Consider the following 18,632-nt stretch of genomic DNA (forward strand, 5'->3'; position numbering starts at 1 on the left):
CCGTTCGGGCGAGCACGACGGCGGGCGGTTCAGTTTTTGTCAGACCCGCCCAATAGTCTTCATTCACCGAGTTCCAAACCGTCCAATGGGGGATGCAATGCCAGAACTTGCCGACGACGCGTCGCACCTGAGTGCCACGCTCACCCGGGTGCCGGAAGCGGTCCCTGCCGCCTCTGTTCCCGCCGAGTACGACTACGCTTTCCTCTACGCCTGGCAGCAGGAAGCGCTCAAGGCGTGGCACTCCAACGCACGGCGCGGCGTGGTGGAAGCTGTCACCGGTGCCGGCAAGACGCGCGTCGGCATCGCTGCGGCCTTCGAAGCGGTCCGTCAGGGCATCAAGGTCCTCATCCTGGTGCCGACCGCCGAACTCCAGAACCAGTGGCTGGCCTCCCTCCAGCGCGACCTGCCGAAGGCCAGGCGCGGCGCACTCGGCAACGGGCGCTCGGACTCCCTGGACAACGTCGACATCCTCGTGGCGATTGTGCACTCAGCCTCCAACCGCGAGACCCTGCGCAGCCATAAAGCCGGGCTGATCCTCGCCGACGAATGCCACCGCTACGCAGCGCCGATGTTCACGGGCGCTCTCCAGGAAGGGTATGCCTGGCGCCTCGGCCTCACAGCTACCTACGAGCGGTCCGACGGCGAACACGAGAACCTTCTGACGCCTTACTTCGGCGGGGTGGTCTACAAGCTCTGGTATGACCGTGCATTGCAGGACGAAGTCATTGCGCCCTTCGACATTGCGCTCGTCGGCGTTGACCTGACGGCTTCAGAGCAGGTCAGCTACGACGAGTTCTCCGACACGATGGCTGAGACGGCCCGCCACTTGGAGTCCTATGCCGGAATCCCGCGACGGCCTTTCCACCAGTTCATCGCCGCCGTCGCTGCGCTGGCAGCCTCCGAGTCCCCGAGCCGGGAAGCGACCCTCGCCCGGAAGTATATGAAGGCTATGTCCTCGCGCCTGACCCTGCTGGCCGAGGCCCGGACCAAGTACTTTGCCTTGGCCGCGCTGAAGGAAACAGTGGATGACTCGCACGGAACCCTTGTCTTCACCCAGACCCAGGAGTCGGCGCGCCGGGCGGAGCAGGTCTACACCGCGCTGGGCTCCAAGGCCTCCGCACTGTACAGCGGCATGGCCAAGGACGAACGGAAGCAGGGCATGGAGGACTTCCGCAGCGGCGCCTCCCAGATCCTCGCTGCGCCCCGGCTCCTCGACGAAGGCATCGACGTGCCGGAAGCGGACCTCGGCATCATCGTGGCGGCCAACCGCAGCCAGCGGCAGATGGTGCAGCGGCTGGGGCGTGTCATCCGTAAGAAGGCGGACGGTCGCGTCGGCAGGCTTGTTGTTCTCTACTCCAAGGGCACCATCGAGGATCCGGAAGTGCAGGGCGAGGAGTTCCTCGGCAAAGTGTTGCCCTTTGCCCGTGAGGTCGATTTCTTTGACATGAAGACAGACCTCAGCCGGTTGCAGGAATTCCTCCGGCAACCGCAGCCGGTGGAACCGCCGGTCCCTGGACCCAAGCCAGCGCCACCCGGGCGTACAGATGACCACCAGGTCCCGGCCGGGGAAGATACCTCGGGTGAGCAGGAGATCGAGCCCGGCGAGGATGCCCTGGATGACGTCGGACTGGAGGACCTCCTGCCGCCGCCCGGCTACGACGATGAGGATGAAGCCGCGCCGACTTCGTTCGATCTTGAAGATCCGGAGTGGCCGGAGCAACTCGCCAGCATAGAAGGCTTCAGTGATGACGCCGTATCCGATTACCTCAGGCGTGCCGGACGGGCAGCCCTTCTGACAGCCGGGCAGGAAGTGGAGCTGGCGCAGGAGATCGAAGCAGGGCTCTTCGCCACGCACCTCTTGGACGATGGCACTTCGCGAGGCCGCAAGCACTCGCGGGAACTTCGAGCGATTGCGCTCCTGGGTGAACGGGCTGCCGACGCCCTGCTAGAAGCGAACTTAAGGCTCGTGGTGTCCATCGCCAAGCGGTACGTGAATCACGGTCTGGACTTCTTGGACCTCATCCAGGAAGGAAACCTCGGCCTCCACCGTGCAGTCTGCAAATTCGACTACACCAAGGGTTTCAAGTTTTCGACCTATGCGACATGGTGGATCCGTCAGGCAGTCACTCGCGCTTTGGCTGATCAGGGGCGCCTAATCCGGCTTCCCGTTCACATGGTGGAGCAGATCCACAAGGTCTTGTCCGCGCGACATAGTGCTGCCATGGAAGGTAGCAGCTGCACCAACCAAGAAATCGGCGAACGCACGGGCAACACGGCGGCCAAGGTGGAGTATCTCCTGACCTTGGACAAGCTTGTGCATTCATTGGACGTACTCGTCTCAGATGGCAAGGGTGGGCTCGAACCGCTGGGAGAGCAAATAGTCGATCCTTCCGATGTGGACGTAATCGAGCGCCTCGCGGGCGAGCAGCTCACGAAGCAGGTCCACACTATTCTCGACACGTTCACCGAGCGGGAGGCTGGCGTGATCGCCATGCGCTTCGGTCTCACTGATGGCGAGCACAAGACGCTGGACGAAATCGGGAAGGTTTACGGAGTCACCCGGGAACGTATTCGTCAGATCGAGAAGAAGACCATGGACCTGCTCAAGGACCCGGCTGTCTCGGCCCCGCTGCGCGAATTCCATTTTGACTCAGACACGCCAGTGCCCGCCGCCCGGCAGGCAGCTTCATCAGACCCTGCCAGCTTGGTACAGCCCAGCGAGGACATCAGTCGGAATGACGGGGCAGGGACGCAATGACAATCCTGTCAGTGCAGGTTGCTATGTTGTTCGAAACGTCAGGATGAGGGAACGAAATGACCTGCAGTAACTTCTCTTCGGTAAGCGACGCCTTGGCTGAGCTCGCCGCAGTCATCGGCCATGCACAGGCCACGGACCCTCTGGCGCCTGTCACCGTGTTGGTCCCGTCCCACGCTTCCGGCTTAGACGTAACCAGGTACCTCGGCCGGACGCTGAACTCAGGTGCGGGAAGTGCCGGCATCAGAGCCTTCACCTTGAAGGACCTGGCAGCTGAGCTCATCGCCGACGACCCAGCGCTAAATGGAAGGAGTCCGCTCCTGCCGGTCCTCAGGCTGGGCGCTGTCAGCAAAGTCTTAAATGATGCTCCGGGTCTCTTCAAGGAGGTTGCCGACCGGCCCGCCACGGCCAGCGCAATCGCTAAGACAGCCGAACTGCTGGATGCCGCACCGGATCCAACCGATCCCGCGCTTCCAGGGCTCACGCATGAAGTGCTCCGGATCCATGGGACAGCCAAGGAGGCGCTGGCCTCCAAGTGGTACACCGACCATGACGCCTTTTTCCTCGCGGGCCAGAAACTTGGAACCAACTCAGTACAACGACGGCTTGGTACTGTCATTGGCTTCATGCTCGGAACGGAGCCCCGCCCCTCCGAATCTTCCTTCCGACGAAGCCTCGAGGAGACCGGCATGCAGAGCATCACTGCGTCCGGTGCCGAGGGTGACATCACAACCCTGACGACAGCGTCGGATGCCGATGACGAAGTCCGCGCTGTCGTCCGGCTTGTCGTCGAAAAGCTGGCAGCGGGCACTCCTGGCCACCGCATCGGAATATTCCACTCAACCTCCCGGCCCTACGCCGCCTTGCTGTCCCAGCGGCTTACTGACTCGGGAATAACCTTCGTCGGTCCGGCAGCCCATCGGCTCAGCGACTCGCCGCTAGCCCGCGGTCTTCTTCAATTACTGAAACTCGATCCTCAGCAACCTGACACGCGCGCCATCCTGAACATACACGCGGAAGGAACGTTCGCTTGGCAGGAACAGAAGCTGCCCAGCAGCGCCGTCTGTGAAAAGCTGCACGCCAGTCCACCGGCGGAGGACGAGACCGGAGAAAAGAGCTCGGATAGCCGAGCCCGTCAACTTGAGCAGTTCGAAATATTTCAATCCTTTGTCACGGCACTCGCAGCCCGGCTTGAGCAGATCCACACCAGCGGGACCTGGGGCCACGCGTCAGCCGGAATGATCTCGCTTCTTGAAGATTTCATGGGGCCGCGTACAGCGACAGAACGGCCGGAGAAGGCGGCTGCCCGTGACGCCTTGAGCCAGGCCGCTTTTGACCTCCGGCACTTGGACCTGGTCGGCCCGCAGCCTCACCCATCGCTTGTGCAAAGTGCAATGGAGGAGGCGGTAGCTTCGAAGGGTGGCTGGACCGGGAAGAGCGGAACCGGAGTCGTCATCGGCAGCTACGCCGACGCCGTTGCCAGGGATTTGGACGTGCTGTTCCTCGTCGGAGCGGCCGAAGGACTGGCGCCAGCTAGAATCCGGGAGAACCCGCTCCTTCCGGACACCGTCAGGGCAATGATGGCCTGTGGTCTCCCCACTGTGGAGCAGCGGGCAGAAGCCAGCAAGGAGCAGTTCTTCGCCGCCCTAGCCGCGGGATTAGAGCGTATCGTCATGAGCCCCCGCGGGGACCTGCGTGGATCCGGAAGCTACCAGATTTCCCGATGGCTAATCGCACGTCCCGACAAGGAACTGCAGTCCTTCGCCCACGGCATAGAGAACGGTTCCCCAGCGAAGGCCGCCCTTCCCCCAACGGCCCAGGAGTGGCGGCTACGACGCATCCTCACGGCCGAGGACCGTACGGCGACGCTTCGGGATGATGCAGCGCTGCAGCAGGCACTCACTGCGACCCGGGACCGGCGCGACGGCATCTTCTCCAGATTCAACGGCAATCTCGGAACCCATGCGGGGACCATCGTTGAAGCGGAAAAGGCGTTGTCGCCGACTCGCCTCGAGGACTGGGTGACCAGTCCGCTCAGCTACTTCATCAAGCACGTCCTGAAGGTGACCATCCTGGAAGACGTCACCTTGGAGGTTCAGGTTTCGCCTCAGCAGCGGGGCATTCTCGTTCACCAAGTGCTGGAAGACTACGTCCGCGGCATCACCAAAGACGGCCTTCCCCCGTCGTCGGACCGCCTCATGGAGCTGGCAGATGCCGCCTTTGAGGAATTCGCCAACCCTGCGTGGCTCAGTCACGTCTGGGAGCGGAATCAGGCCATGATCCGCCAAGACCTGCAGCGGGTAGCAGCTGAGGACCACGGCAGCCGTACCGAGGGCTGGAGCTACCTCGCCGAGGAGGCAAGCTTCGGGCCGGAGGACACCGATAGCCACCCGCCAGTCGAACTGGCGCTCAACGACGGCACCGTGATCCGGTTCCGGGGAAAGGTGGACCGGATCGACCGGAATGCCGACGGCACCGTCAAAGTCATCGATTACAAAACCGGCAAGGCGGACAAGTACGCACCACTCAAAAACCATCCCACCGCGGACGGTACCCGGTACCAGCTTCCGGTTTACGGCCTGTTCGCGCGGACGCTCGCAGACCCGCAGTCACCTGTCGCCGCCGAATACTGGTTCATCTCCAAGGCCGGCAACTTCGCGAAGATCGGCTACACCGTGACTGACGACGTCGTGGAGCAGCTCCGCGAAGACACCGGCCTCATCATGTCGGCGCTGCGGAACGGGGTATTCCCCCCTCGGCCCGAGTCTGACCGCTACGTCAACTTCACCACAATGATGGGGGCACAGGAGCTTGGCCAGCAGTGGCTAAAGCTTCAAAACGCCCACGAACTCCAGCCGTATGCCCAGCTCCTGAAGGCGGAGAAATGAAATCCCAAGTCCTGGAACTCACCGACCAGACAGACCGCACGCTGATCGAGCAGGAGCTCGAAGCCAACATCTTCGTCGAAGCAGGCGCAGGCAGTGGCAAGACGCATGAACTTGTCGAGCGCATCTGCGCGATGGTCGACGCCGGCGTCGAACTCAAGAGCGTCGCCGCCATTACCTTTACGGAAAAGGCGGCGGGTGAGCTCCGGGAGCGAGTCCGCCGGCGGCTGTCCGATGCAAGCCCCACGGAACTGCGCCTTAGGGCGCTGAATCAGTTGGACACTGCTCCTATCGGTACCATCCACTCCTTCGCAGCGCGGATCATCAGCGAACATCCCATCGAAGCCGGGGTGCCGCCCCTAATCACTGTGGTGGACGAGCTGCGGTCCCAGATCGCCTTCACGCGCCGGTGGGAAGCGGCCCGGCAAAAACTCTTCACTGACGCGTCCCTCGACGACGCCCTCCGCATCATCCTCGCCGTCGGCGTTTCATTGGACCACCTGCAGAATGTGGCCGCTGACTTAGACGCGAACTGGGACCGGCTGGAAAGCCACCCTCCCCGGAAGCGGCACATCCCGGCTGTGGATCTTGGCCCGATCCTGCGCCAGACTGCCGAGGTCCTCGCACACGCTGATCACTGCACGGATCCGGCCGACAAGTTGTTCACCGCTTTCGAACTCATCAGGAGCTGGCACGGCCGCCTGGCCGAGGCCGAGACCGGGGAACTCGGCTTGGTGCTCGAGCTCCTGCACTCTGTTCCGCAGAAGGGCTTCGGCGGCGGGCAAAAAGGCAACTGGTCCATTAACGTCGCCGACGTGCGAACCTCCTGCAAGGACCTGGCCGATCAGGCTATCGCCCTCCGTAACAGCTTCGTCGAACCCGCCGTCGAAACGGTCACAGCCGCCATGGCTGAGGTACTCGTGCAGGCTGCACGCGAACGCCAGCACAGCGGCGAGCTGGAGTATCACGATCTCCTCATCCACGCCCGGGACCTGCTGGTCGGCGACGACAAGCAGGCTGTGCATGCTGCGCTCCACAATCGCTACCGCTGCATCATGCTGGACGAGTTCCAGGACACGGACCCTATTCAGGCGGAACTGGCCGCCCGGATCTCAGCCGACGTCGTGTGTGGACCCGATGGGTGGGAGCAGCTAGCCATCCCTGCAGGCCGGCTGTTCACAGTGGGCGACCCCAAACAATCCATTTACCGTTTCCGTAGGGCGGACATTGCCACCTACTTGGCGGCCCAGGAGCGCTTCTCCAACGACCAAAGCTCGGCAATCGCGTCGCTCCAGACCAACTTCCGGTCAACCGGACGCCTCCTCGATTGGATCAACGCCACATTCGGGCAGCTCATCAAGCCGAGCGGGACCATTCAGCCTGAGTACCACGCGCTGACGCCCGATCCGCAACGCCCCGACTGGAGCGAAGAAAACGGTCCGGCTGTCTCCGTTATCGGCCGCGCAGGTGCCCAGCCTGGCGAATCGGGGAAGGTCTCAGCTGACGACATGCGCCGGCAGGAGGCAGCCGACGTTGCTGCTGCGATAAGAATCGCGACCGGCACCGCAGGGCTGCCGGCGTGGCAGAAGCAAAGCAAGCGCTCCGGCGATTTCACATGTTCACCGATCCAGCTGAAGGACATTTGCGTCCTGATCCCCACCCGCACGTCCCTTGCCGCCCTCGAAGACGCGCTTGATGACGCCGGCATCGAGTACCGGGCAGAGGCCTCGTCGCTGGTCTACTCGACACAGGAGGTCACTGACCTGCTGCTCACGTTGCGGGCAATTTCAAACACGGCGGACGAAGCCGCACTTGTGCTGGCCCTTCGGTCGGCGATGTTCGGCTGCGGCGATGATGAATTGTTCGAGTGGAAGAAAGCCGGGGGCCGTTGGAACCTCTTCTCCACCGCGCCGGATGCGGTAAAAGACTCCACCGTAGCGCGCTCCCTTCAGTACCTTGCCGCACTGTGCCGTGACATCGAAGTCCTGACCCCCGCTGAGATCATGGAGCGTCTGGTTAGCGACCGGCGCATACTGGAGGCAGCAATCGACGCCCCCCGTTACCGCGACGTCTGGCGCAGGCTCCGCTTCGTGATTGACCAGGCCAGGGCCTGGACGGAAGCCACACATGGCGGACTGCGCGACTACCTAGTGTGGGCTGGCGTGCAGCAGGAGGACAATTCGCGGGTCAAGGAAGCTGTGGTGCCGGAGACCGACGTCCAGGCCGTGCGTGTCATGACCATCCACGCCTCCAAGGGTCTGGAATTCCCCATGGTGATTCTGGCCGGCACCGGATCCGGTCCCAACAATCAGAAGTCCGCTGCCCTCTGGGATCAGAAGTCGCAACTGCAAGTGCACTTCATCGGCGATATCCGGTCAGCTGGATACGGCAGCGCTGAGGGCGTGGAAAAGCTGTTCGACGACGCCGAGCGACGCCGTCTGCTCTACGTTGCCTGCACCCGGGCGGAAAGCCACTTGATCGTCTCCCACTACGTGAACGCCAAGAATAGCCTCGGCCAGTTCCTCAAGGACGCAGAAGATGCCGCTTCAGCACCGGATCTTCATATCCCCGAGGACATGCCTCTACTGAGCAGAACGCCTCACGAGGTCTTGCCAGTTGAGCCGTACGGGGCCTGGGAGCAACGCCGCGAGACTTGGCAAAAGTCCTCGGCGTTAGTGTCCGCCACTTCGGTCACGGCCATGGCAAAGGACGCCGCCAACGGACAGAAGGGTTCAGAGCCTCATGGGGCGACGCGGTTTGTGAGTGTCGATAACGGCGCGCAGTTACCGTCATTCGCGGAGCCAGGAGGGGACCACGGCACGGACTTCGGAACTGCATTGCACAGGCTGCTGGAGCTGACCGACCTTCGTGAGACTGAGAATTTTGAGGCCCTGGCCGAAAGGGTCGCCAGCGCAGCGGGTCTCAAGGATGCTGCCGGCCTCGCCCAGCGTGCCCGTTCTGTCCTGCGGAGCGAGTCGGTTCAGAGGGCTGCCGGCCGGGAGCACTGGATAGAGCTTCCGACTGTCACGTCACTTGAGGGCGTGACACTCGAAGGCGTAATCGACCTGATGTATCGCGAGGACGACGGAAGCTTGGTCATTGCCGATTTCAAGACAGACATCAGCGTCAAGCAGGAAACAATGGCAGCATATTGGCGTCAGTTGTCGACCTACGCGCACATTCTGGAGCGAATCACCGGGCAGACAGTGAGTGAGCTCACCTTGATCTTCTGCAGGCCTGGACAATCCGAGGTCTTTCGACGACGCCGCGCGGAACAGAAGTAATGGCGCCACAGCACTTCGGCTCACTGATGAATGCGAAGTCGGATAAAAGGCCCAGTCCCACGTGCCAGTTCGGTATGCTCCCAGCACCTACTCGCGTACCTCGCGGTGGTATCCGGTTCGGATACTCACACCAAAACTGCGGCCGCCGCGTCCACCTCGACTTCACTCTATTCAGAGATGCCGCTTTCCCCGCCAAAGCTTTAGGAGTCAACAATGGAAAATGAGATTCAGCTGATCAGTGACGGTGATGGCTTGGCGGTCATCGGTGATCCGGCGGCTGTAGAACGCTTCCTGGTGTCTGAGGGACTGCCGTCGAAGGATCTCGGACTGCAGCGGCTCGGGACCGCCCTCGGTAGCGCGGTTGGAGTCACGCAGCTAGGTTCTGAGATTGCTGCCAACTCAGGTCGCTGGGTGAAACTCACCGAGGAGTCCGCGCAGGCCATCAAGAAGTACGGGCTAATGAAAAGTTCGAAGACGGGGCTGAGCTTAGGTGTGGTGCAGGCGAAGGGCCAGGGCCAAGGGATCAAAGCAATCGTCCAATTCGCTAAGGGGCCCGGATCGTTTGTGACTAACCCGGCGATTCTGGCCGGTGCCGCGGGGATCATGGCGCAATTTGCGATGCAACAAACCATGGATGAGATCACCGACTATCTCGCGACGATCGATGAGAAGGTCGACGACGTGCTCCGTGCCCAAAAGGACGCTGTGTTAGCGGACATGATCGGCGTGGATTTCGTTATCGACGAGGCTATGACAATTCGAGAGCAGGTTGGCCGCGTCTCTGAGGTTACGTGGTCAAAGGTGCAGACCACGTCGATGACGATCGCGCGGACCCAGGCGTACACACTGCGTCAGCTCGAGGCACTCGCGGAGAAATTGGAGCAAAAAACGAAAGTGGGTGATCTCGCCACGACCGCCAAGGAAGCCGAGATCAAAGTTCAGGAGTGGCTCGCCGTTCTGGCTCGTTGCTTCCAGCTGCAAGACGCGATCGCCGTGCTCGAACTCGATCGTGTGCTGGACGCAACTCCGGATGAGTTGGACCAGCATCGCCTCGCTCTGAGGGCTGCGCGGCAGAACCGGTTGGAACTCATCGCGCGGAGCACAGAGCGACTGATGGCCCGCATGGATGCGGCGGCTTCCACCGCCAACACGAAGGTGCTGTTGCATCCGACTGCATCCCGGGCAGTCGTGCATTCGAGCAACTATGTCGCGACCGGCGTCGTGGACTTTCACGGGAGGCTCGGGATCGCGGACAGCCGTGCGTCGTTGGAGGCGAGACGATGGCTAGACGCGGTGGCGGAAGTGAGGGACAAGGCGCTCGAGGCGGGAGCAGAGGGAATTGATGCCGCAGGTCGCCTCGGCCACGAAACCCTCGACCGAGCCAAAACGGTGAGAAACAAGGCGCTTGAGACGGGCACAGAGGGCGTCGATGCAGCTGGACGCCTCGGCAACGAGACCCTCGACCGAGCCAGATCGGTGAGGGATAAGCTTTCCAGCATGATCGGCGAGCGAGGCTCCGCCGGAGCTGAGACGACGAAAAGACTGACGAGTAAGGCTGAGGAGGCCTGACCGCCGGCCGTGCGTACTCTCCTGCAGGCCGCGACCAGTAAGCCTCTCGGGGTTGCTGGCCGCGATCTAGTTCATCGGAGCCGTTCTGCCACTTGGATTGATGGGCATGAATCGGGGGAACAGCGGCGTGTCGTCAGGCTGCCCCCGGTCCACGAAGGCTCCGCTGGCGATCCAGTCGAGGCTGGAGACGTACTGCTTATCCTTCGACTCCTCATGGACCTTGCGCAGGTCGCCCACGGTAGCCTTTCGGCTCCACATTCTCGGTCGCCGGATTAGCTATGAACGTGGAGTGCCGCGCCGTAGCCCAGCGGCAGCCCGTGGCCGTTCAGCCAGGACACCATCACATCCGAAGCTTCAGCCAGGCTCAGGTTCTGTGACGGAGCGACCCCTGCACGTGGCTCGTTTCCTGCGTCATCTGCCTGGAGTCCCAGCCCGACGCGCCAGTTGTTGGTGACTCCACTGCTGACTACAGCAACCTCTACGTGGTAACCACTTCCTGTGCTCATGACCTGGGCGTACCTCCCGAAGTGCTGATAATCGAGAGCCCTGGTTTGCACGACCAGCCAATCACCTGCGTTGGATACCCCATGGATGAGGGCAACGAGATGGGAGGCCGACTCCACGTTGTGCCACCCTGTGTACCGGCCATTCACCTCGGCTTTCCACTCCAGGCATTCCTCGGGCTGAAGCTCCAGCATCAGCTCCAGCGAGGTTTCGAGGCGTGTGATCGTCTCCAGCATGTCCGTGCCTTTCATCTCTAACCGATGCCCTCATAGTCACAGTCCCCACTGACATTTTTCCGGTCGGGGCATAGCGGCGGCCTGTCTGCACGCCGTCATTGAAGATTGCGGCATCACCGCCGACGACCTGAGTGCCCCCGGAATCAGCGACGAGGTGATTGCCGCCGTCGTCCTTCTTACCCGGTCCGAGGAAACTGGCGGACCTTACAGACAACACCGATCCGGAGCGGACAGCGCGTCTGGAACCCTAAGACCGTCGGCGGCTTGCAGGAAAGTACGAGAACGCGAGGAGAATGCTCTGCCAAGAATAGCTTGGCCGATATTGCCGCTTGCTGGCGTGCCCGTTCAGTGTCGAGTCCACCCCAGCGGGACGAAACCGCCGTCTATGCCGATAGGGTTGGCGCATGGCAACGCATGGGGGAAACCGTTGGTCTCGGGCTTTCGCGCTTTTGCTGGTTATGGCCAGCTGCGGAATCGCACTCAGTGCATGTGAGTACCAGGACGCCAGCCCGCCTTCGGGTGACCCGTCAGCTGTCGTCTCTCCGTCAGCTCCCCCGCCCGTGCCACAGACCAGCCTGGCTCCTATCGACACTCCGGCCGCAATCTCCCCGCCGGTGCTTTCTCCCGTGCAATCGGACGACCCCGTTCTTGCCCGGGTCCGAGTCAGAAACCAGGCGCAGCTGGAAAAGCGCATGGGCCACCCGCCTGACGGTCTTGTCTTGGGCGGATCAGGCGGACTGGGCGATAGCGGACTGGGGGCGTCGGCGACTGAAATGCCGAAGGGAAGCTACACGGTCACCGCTGAATGCGTGGGAATGCTCAAAGCTTCGCTCGCCGTCTCGCAGCCCGATCTTCGGGGAGGAACAACGCGTGAAGTGCCCATCAACTGCGGAACTACAGCGCGCGTGAAACTGGACATAGAAGCGGGACCGGTTTCGGTTCGCATCACTCATGGGAGCGCCGACCCCGGCAACACCGCCAACGCCGCATTCTGGATGGTCCCGGCGGCCTAGTTAGGACCGCTGCGCCTGCCGTCACCACCAGCGGTGCCGGCACCCCGGGTTCTGGCATGCCCACTTAGGTACGCCGGATTCGACCTTACCGGTGGCGGGATAGATCCGCAGTTCCTCGGTCGGGCAGCAACCGGCAAACTCCGTCTTCTGATACTCGGCCATGGCGTCGGACAGCATCATGCCGTACGTAATCCGCCAGGACTCGTGCCCGCAAACTGGGCATCTGCGGACAGCTTGCCGCTTCTTTGCGGGCTTCACTTCATTGGTCATGGCTGCAATGTATCTACGGGTAGCGACAACGGCGGCAGTTACAAAAAACTCTTCGCACTATGCAACTTTTGTAAACTTCTGCACGGTGCGGCGGGGGGCACTTGCGGCCGTAGCAGCGGCGTGGATTTGGCATTCGAAGCGGTGCAATGTCAAGGAAACGGCCGCCCGCAGACGGCATCCCTCGCGAACGACGAGTGTGACAAATTCCTTGCCAGATGGTCCGTGGAGGAGGCAGAAACGGCATCGCTTCGAAGACGGCGAGAGCCTATACTTTCGTACGGACTTCGGAGGTCAGTCCTGTCCGCTATTGTCGTCCCATGAGCGATAACAATTTCGAGGTCCTGGTCGAGGACGAGCAGGCGACGGCCGATCCAACGAGGCTCGAGCGCCTCAGCAGCAAGGCCTTGGAAGTCAGCGACAAGATCTGCAACGTCGGCGTCGATGGCATGGGCGCGTGGAAGGGATCGGTCCAGGTAGCGGAGGAGCACCTAGCGAAACACGGCGACGTCGAGAAGGCCATTGAGCGGCTTATCGCGACGCACCTCCGGATCACCTCAGGCGCTGGCTTCCTGGCCGGGCTCGGCGGGCTGATCACCCTGCCCGTCACGCTGCCGGCTGACTTCACGGCGTTGTGGCTCACCCAGGCGCGCCTTGCCGGTGCGATCGCGCACCTGCGCGGGTATGACATTCGCTCAGAGGAAGTCCGCTCCGTCGTCCTTATCTCACTGGTCGGATCCTCAGCGACCGAGGCTCTGGCGCAGGCGGGCGTCCAGATCGGCACGAAGTCCGCCGTCAGCGCCATCAAGCAGGTCCCCGGCCGGGTTCTCATCGAGATCAACAAGAAAGTCGGCTTCCGGCTGATCACCAAGGCCGGGACCAAGGGCATCGTGAACCTAACCAAGCTCGCGCCCGTTGTAGGCGGGGTAATCGGCGGCGGCGTCAACTTCACCAGCACTCGCGCCGTCGGCGCTTGGGCGAAGAAAAACTTCCCGGCCGCGGACGCCGTCGGAGTGACGGAGCTCTAGCGATACTAGACGACTATCGGACCGAGCAGTTCCTCGACTGCTCGGTCCTATTTTCGACGGGTTCATATATGCAAGCTGCTGTTCTCGTGCCTCCGTCGCCCGGTGCGGACCGGTCCGCTCACGGTGCCCGTCGCCGCGGCCCTGCCGGTCGCCGTCGCGCTTGTCATTACAGTGGCCGGCCGGAGGTACGCTTATCCGCCGGACCGCAAGGAGCCCGGTTGGCAAGACTCCGCCGTTCCGGAGACGGAAGCCGAGGGGCCGGCGCTTCGGCAGTGAAAAGGGACCAGTTCGTGAACTGGTCCCCCTCTGTTTGGATCGCGCCTTTAGGTCACATCCCGGGCATCAGCCCCAGCTGCCCCATCATGGAGGCGACGTCCGGATGGGCGCGGAACGAAACGATCTTTCCGTCCCTGACGGAGGCGAAGTACGTCCCCGTCCCGGTCACCGACTTGCCCGTGGCTGGAATTTCCTTGTCCCCCATGTGCAGCGGCCCGGTATTGGTGCCGGTGAATTCGATTTCCCCCGCCACCTCGTCATCGCTGACCACCCTTCTGGTGGTTCTGGCGTGCAGGTCCGGAAACGCCTCGTACCATGCCTCCATGTAGGCCTTCACCTGCTCCCGGGTGTGGAACGGCTCCGGCGCCATGATGTCCTCGAAGGTGAAATCATCGGCCAGCAGGCCGGCGAACGCCGCCGTGTCGTGCTGGTCCCAGGCCGCCATGCCGCGGTCGTCAATTTGCTCTACTTCTGCGCGTGACATCACACATCTCCTCCTTGAAATGTCCCGATGCGCCTCATGGTAGGCAGTCCCGGGCCGTAGTCAACGCTCAGTTGCTAAGGCCCGAATTGAGACGGCTCAGCCGTCCAGTTCACATTACCGTCGGCCTGTTGGGTCGGTCCCCGTGCGCCGCCCGCGCCTCCTCGTAGCTGCTGTCGAACGGCAGCGAATCCATCTCCAGCAGCGGGTTCCGGTCCTGAGTCGCCACCAGCTCGCGGGCGGCGTCGTCCGAATCCACGCTGGGCATGGATCCCGGCAGGTGCCGCTTGGCGGACTCCGGCAGGAAGTAGATGGCGACCGCCGCGATGGCCGACGTCGCCATGAGGTAGTACGCCGGCATCAGGTCGTTGCCTGTCGCCTGGATGAGCGCGGCAATGATGAACGGAGCCGTCCCTCCGAAGAGCGCCACGGCAAAGTTGTAGGCGATGCCCATGGCGGAGTAGCGGTGCGCCGTGGGGAACAGTGCCGGCAGCGCCGAGGCGAGAATGGCGACAAAGAAGGCCACCGGAAACGCGACCATGGCCAGGCCTGCGAGCGTGGAGGGAACGGTTCCGATCGAGATCAGCAGGAACGCGGGAAGCGCCAGGACCACCGTGCTGAGGGCCCCGATCCAGAGCACGGGACGGCGGCCGATCCGGTCCGAGAGGCGCCCAGTCAGCGGGATGCACAGCGACATGACCACCAGCACCGGAACCGTCAGCAGCGTCCCGTGGATCTCGTCGTACCCCTTGTTGGTGGTGAGGTACGTGGGCATGTAGGACGTGAGGGCATAACCCACGGTGTTGCCGGCGGCCACGAGGATCATGGCCAGCAGGATGTGACGCCAGTGGTCCCGGAAGATTCCCACCGGGCCGACGGGACGGAGCTCGTCGCCGGTCTCGTGGTGCTGGGCGGCCACAACTTCCGCCTCCTGGGTGGCCTTGAAGGCGGGCGACTCCTCGATCTTCATCCGGAAGTAGATGGCCACGATGCCCAGCGGGCCCGCGATCAGGAACGGGATGCGCCAGCCCCATGCCTCCATCTGCCCCTGGCCGAGGATCAGCTGGAGTGCGGACACCAGTGCGGCGCCCAGGGCGAACCCCAGGTAGCTGCCCATGTCCAGGAAGCTCACGAAGAAGCCGCGGCGGCGGTCCGGTGCGTGCTCGCAGACGAACGTGGTGGCGCCGGAGTACTCGCCTCCGGTGGAGAAGCCCTGGACCAGCTTGGTGACCACCAGCAGGACTGCGGCCCAGATGCCCAGCACCGCGTACCCGGGAAGCAGGCCGACGACGAACGTCGCCCCGGCCATCATCATCAGGGTCATGGCCAGGACCTTCTGCCGGCCGATCTTGTCCCCCAGCCAGCCGAAGAAGATCCCTCCCAGGGGCCGGGCGATGAACGTGGCGCCGAAGGTCCCCAGCAGGAACAGGTTCTGCACGGCCCTGTCCGCCTCCGGCAGGAAGACCGGGCCCATGGTGGTGATCAGGTAACCGAACACGCCGACGTCATACCACTCCATCGTGTTGCCCACGATGGTGCCGCCCAGCGCCTTCCGCAGGGTGCGGTGGTCCACAACGTTGATGTCGGTCAGGCGTAGCCGCCGCCGCTGCAATGGGTGCTCTGTCATGGCTCGGTCACCGTCCCTGTCTGCTCGGACTGGACACGCGCCGCCGTTCTGCCGGCACCCCCACTTAGTGCCCAACTCCCCACCATCTTCCCACCGGCAAACTGACACAACAACGAAAACCGCAGGCTGCCCGCTCAGCCCGGGCCGCCGTCGTCGTTCTGTTTCCAGTACGCGCTGGTGTCAGGTCGAGGTGGAAGGTCTCCGTGGCCAGCAGGGGCAGGACGGTCCTTTCCTGGCCGAGCGTGCCGCCGACCAGGGCATTGACAGCGACGAGCAGCATGAACTGGGCCAGGTTCTGGCGCAATCCCAGCACCGGCCCTGGGCCGGGGGCGTGCCCGCGTCCCGGCCGGTGGACCTGTTGGCCCGGCCGAAGGCCAGGATCCGTGGGCCGCGCCGGCCCCGGTTCACGCTCGTTCACGTCCCTGATCCGCGCCGCATATGGTCGGCGGCGTCAGACGCTAAGCCCTCGCATGGCCTCTCATAGCGCTGAACGCGATCGCTGCCCCCACGAGGAAGATGACGAGGGCAAGGTAGATCAGGCCTAGATGGCCCAGCGTCGCAAAGCCCCACGGGTAGTGGGCCGGCAGGGCGACGCCAAGGGCGACGACCGGCACGACGATGGCCGTGACGAAGGCCCACCGCACGCCGCGGCGCACTCCGTACCACGACAGGGCTGCGACGGCGAGCCCGACGGCCGCGATGAATCCGCTGAGCGCGATCTGCAAATGGCTGATGTAGTGGTACAGCTCCGGGCTGAAGGCCTCGATCTGTTCCTTGCCTTTGTCCACCTGCTCCGGGCCGATGCCCAGCTCGAGGAAAGCGTCCGTGAAGTTCAGGACGAAGAAGATCACGCCGTAACCGATGAATCCCAGACCGGACAATGCCATGAGGGCGGCTCCGGTGCGGAGGCGCGGCTGAGTCTGGGACGTCTGAATGGTGGCCATGTGCCCCACTCTCCTTTCTTATTCAAGTAGATACTTGAATAAGACTCCCGGCGCGGTACTCTTGTCAAGAAGATGCTTGAATAAGGGTGGAGGAGGCTTGGCATGGGAAGCCACAAGGCGAAGGAGGCGCTCTTTGATGCCCTCGTCGAAGCGGCGCGGGCGCTGTCCAGCGGCCGCAGAGCGGAAATCGTCGACGTCCTTGCCCAAGGCGAGCGCTCGGTGGAGGAGCTGGCCGGGGAGATCCGGCAAAGCGTCGCCAACACCTCCCAGCACCTGCAGCGCCTGTTGCGGGCAGGGGTGATCACGTCCCGCCGGTCGGGGACACGCGTGTACTACTCCCTGGCGGGCCCCTCCGTGGAGCGGCTGTGGCGGGCGCTGCGCGATACGGCCGAAGCGCACGTCGGGGAACTCGGCCAGCTGGCGCTCTCCTACCTGGGCGACCGTGCGGGCCTGGGCACGATCAGCCGGGAGGAGCTGCAGCGGCGCCTGAAGCAGGGTGACGTCATCGTCCTCGACGTGCGGCCGCGCCCAGAATACGACGCCGCACACATCCCGGGCGCCCTGTCGGTCCCCATATCTGATCTGAAGGCCCGCCTCGAACAGATTCCCAGCGAAAAAGAAATCGTCGCGTACTGCCGCGGTTCCTACTGCGTATACGCGGACGACGCCGTGCGGCAGCTTGCGGACGACGGGCGCCAGGCGCTGCGGCTCGAGGAAGGTTTCCCCGAGTGGAGGGATGCCGGCCTCCCGGTCGAGCAGGCCACGGTCAGGCCCCGCGGCGGTGCGGGATAAAGGATACGCCCCCACGGTTCCCGGCACGAACAAGGGAGTGAGGCACCGGCCGCAAAAGATTTACAAAACCCGTAACCTTTGTGACTGGAATTTCGATCCAGTCAGTGCGGGGGGAAAACCGCAAGTTGAACGCAATCGCAAATTCGTCAACGGAGGGTCTCATGTCCTTGTTCACTTATTCAGGAAACAAGCTCGCAGTAACAGTGCTCGCCGCCGGGGCGCTGGTGGCAGGCGGGACGGCGGTGGCCGCCGTCGCGGTGTCACTGCCCGACGGCTCCGCAGCACTGGTCGCGGAGACGGAGTCGCCGTCGCCCACGGCCACCGAAACGGAAACGCCGACGCCCAGCCCCACGGAGACGGAGTCGCCGTCGCCGATGCCGACGGAAACTGAATCGGAATCACCGTCACCCAGCCCCACGGCGACAGAAACCGAGTCACCGACGCCCACCGAAACTGAGACGGCCGCACCAAGCCCGTCACCCACTGAGTCCGAGGAACCGGAGACACCGGCCACCTCAGCCGCCAAGGGCCCGGACGCCACCGGCCCCGCAGCCTTCGGACTCTGCAATGCCTTCAGCCACGGCGGCCTGAACTCCACGTCGACAGCGTACGCCGCGCTGGTGAGGGCGGCAGGCGGCAAGAGCAACATCGTCACCTACTGCGCCGACGTCAGGGGCCTGAGGGACATAAAGCGGGACAGTGACCGGACGGACGACGGCGAGACCTCCGGAACTTCGACCGGCACCTCTGCAGATGATTCCGGCGAGGACCAGGTGCAGCAGCAGCGCCCGGGCCCAGCCCCGGCCAGCAACGGCGGCCCCGGCAACTCGGACAACCGAGGAAACTCGAACAACTCCGGAAACTCGCATCAGAATTCGCGCGGCCACCGGTAACCTGTCAGCAGGGGTACCGCAGGGGCCGGGATGTCTGGGGGGATTCCGGCCCGGCGGCCATCCACAACGTGCCCGAGG

12 protein-coding genes and 1 pseudogene are annotated in these 18,632 nt (G+C 63.4%); 7 read left to right on the forward strand and 6 right to left on the reverse strand.

Translation table 11 applies throughout. The features are described 5' to 3' along the window. Positions 1-97: 97 nt before the first annotated feature. The 4 genes from R5O87_RS08280 to R5O87_RS08295 all read left to right on the forward strand — a co-directional run bounded on the left by R5O87_RS08280 (position 98) and on the right by R5O87_RS08295 (position 10,493). Complete coding sequence (locus tag R5O87_RS08280; RefSeq protein ID WP_410554455.1) at positions 98-2,758, forward strand: sigma-70 family RNA polymerase sigma factor; 2,661 nt, start codon at positions 98-100, stop codon at positions 2,756-2,758. Positions 2,759-2,814: 56 nt separating this feature from the next. Further along, positions 2,815-5,643 carry a PD-(D/E)XK nuclease family protein gene (locus R5O87_RS08285; RefSeq protein WP_410554456.1) on the forward strand — a complete coding sequence of 943 codons (2,829 nt, stop codon included), beginning with the start codon at positions 2,815-2,817 and terminating at the stop codon, positions 5,641-5,643. After that, positions 5,640-8,924 carry a UvrD-helicase domain-containing protein gene (locus tag R5O87_RS08290; protein ID WP_410554457.1) on the forward strand — a complete coding sequence of 1,095 codons (3,285 nt, stop codon included), beginning with the start codon at positions 5,640-5,642 and terminating at the stop codon, positions 8,922-8,924. The genes R5O87_RS08285 and R5O87_RS08290 overlap by 4 nt, the downstream gene beginning before the upstream one ends. A 213-nt stretch (positions 8,925-9,137) precedes the next feature. Then, positions 9,138-10,493 (forward strand): hypothetical protein, encoded by a 1,356-nt coding sequence (locus tag R5O87_RS08295; RefSeq protein ID WP_410554458.1) that lies wholly within the window; start codon positions 9,138-9,140, stop codon positions 10,491-10,493. 66 nt (positions 10,494-10,559) lie between these two features. Here R5O87_RS08295 and R5O87_RS08300 read toward each other — a convergent pair whose 3' ends face one another. Together R5O87_RS08300 and R5O87_RS08305 are read right to left on the reverse strand one after the other, a co-directional pair. Continuing rightward, positions 10,560-10,730, reverse strand: a complete 171-nt coding sequence (locus tag R5O87_RS08300) for a hypothetical protein (RefSeq protein ID WP_410554460.1) — start codon at positions 10,728-10,730, stop codon at positions 10,560-10,562. 35 nt (positions 10,731-10,765) lie between these two features. After that, positions 10,766-11,233 carry a hypothetical protein gene (locus tag R5O87_RS08305; RefSeq protein ID WP_410554461.1) on the reverse strand — a complete coding sequence of 156 codons (468 nt, stop codon included), beginning with the start codon at positions 11,231-11,233 and terminating at the stop codon, positions 10,766-10,768. A gap of 1,600 nt (positions 11,234-12,833) precedes the next feature. Between R5O87_RS08305 and R5O87_RS08310 the strand changes: the two genes are divergently transcribed. Next, the gene (locus R5O87_RS08310) at positions 12,834-13,541 is read left to right on the forward strand and encodes an EcsC family protein (protein ID WP_410554463.1); all 708 of its coding nucleotides are present in this window, start codon (positions 12,834-12,836) and stop codon (positions 13,539-13,541) included. A gap of 328 nt (positions 13,542-13,869) precedes the next feature. On the opposite strand, the gene R5O87_RS08315 is transcribed toward R5O87_RS08310, so the two are convergent. From R5O87_RS08315 to R5O87_RS08330, 4 genes and pseudogenes are all read right to left on the reverse strand, one after another. After that, the gene (locus R5O87_RS08315; protein ID WP_410554464.1) at positions 13,870-14,301 is read right to left on the reverse strand and encodes an ester cyclase; all 432 of its coding nucleotides are present in this window, start codon (positions 14,299-14,301) and stop codon (positions 13,870-13,872) included. A gap of 109 nt (positions 14,302-14,410) precedes the next feature. Beyond that, positions 14,411-15,925, reverse strand: coding sequence for an MFS transporter (locus tag R5O87_RS08320; protein WP_410554465.1), 1,515 nt, complete (start codon positions 15,923-15,925; stop codon positions 14,411-14,413). A 181-nt stretch (positions 15,926-16,106) separates the two neighbouring features. Further along, positions 16,107-16,238 (reverse strand): annotated as a pseudogene (locus tag R5O87_RS08325) (MFS transporter); the annotation flags it as partial. Positions 16,239-16,383: 145 nt separating this feature from the next. Next, on the reverse strand, positions 16,384-16,869 hold the full coding sequence (locus R5O87_RS08330) for a hypothetical protein (RefSeq protein WP_410554466.1): 486 nt from the start codon (positions 16,867-16,869) through the stop codon (positions 16,384-16,386). Positions 16,870-16,971: 102 nt separating this feature from the next. On the opposite strand from R5O87_RS08330, the gene R5O87_RS08335 reads away from it, so the two are divergent. Both R5O87_RS08335 and R5O87_RS08340 read left to right on the forward strand, forming a co-directional pair. Then, a complete protein-coding gene (locus tag R5O87_RS08335; protein WP_410554467.1) occupies positions 16,972-17,661 on the forward strand; it encodes an ArsR/SmtB family transcription factor in 690 nt (229 codons plus the stop codon). Between the two features lie 161 nt (positions 17,662-17,822). Beyond that, complete coding sequence (locus tag R5O87_RS08340; RefSeq protein WP_410554468.1) at positions 17,823-18,554, forward strand: hypothetical protein; 732 nt, start codon at positions 17,823-17,825, stop codon at positions 18,552-18,554. Positions 18,555-18,632: the final 78 nt, after the last annotated feature.

It is taken from the genome of Arthrobacter globiformis, assembly GCF_046536215.2.
GTDB lineage: Bacteria > Actinomycetota > Actinomycetes > Actinomycetales > Micrococcaceae > Arthrobacter > Arthrobacter globiformis_E.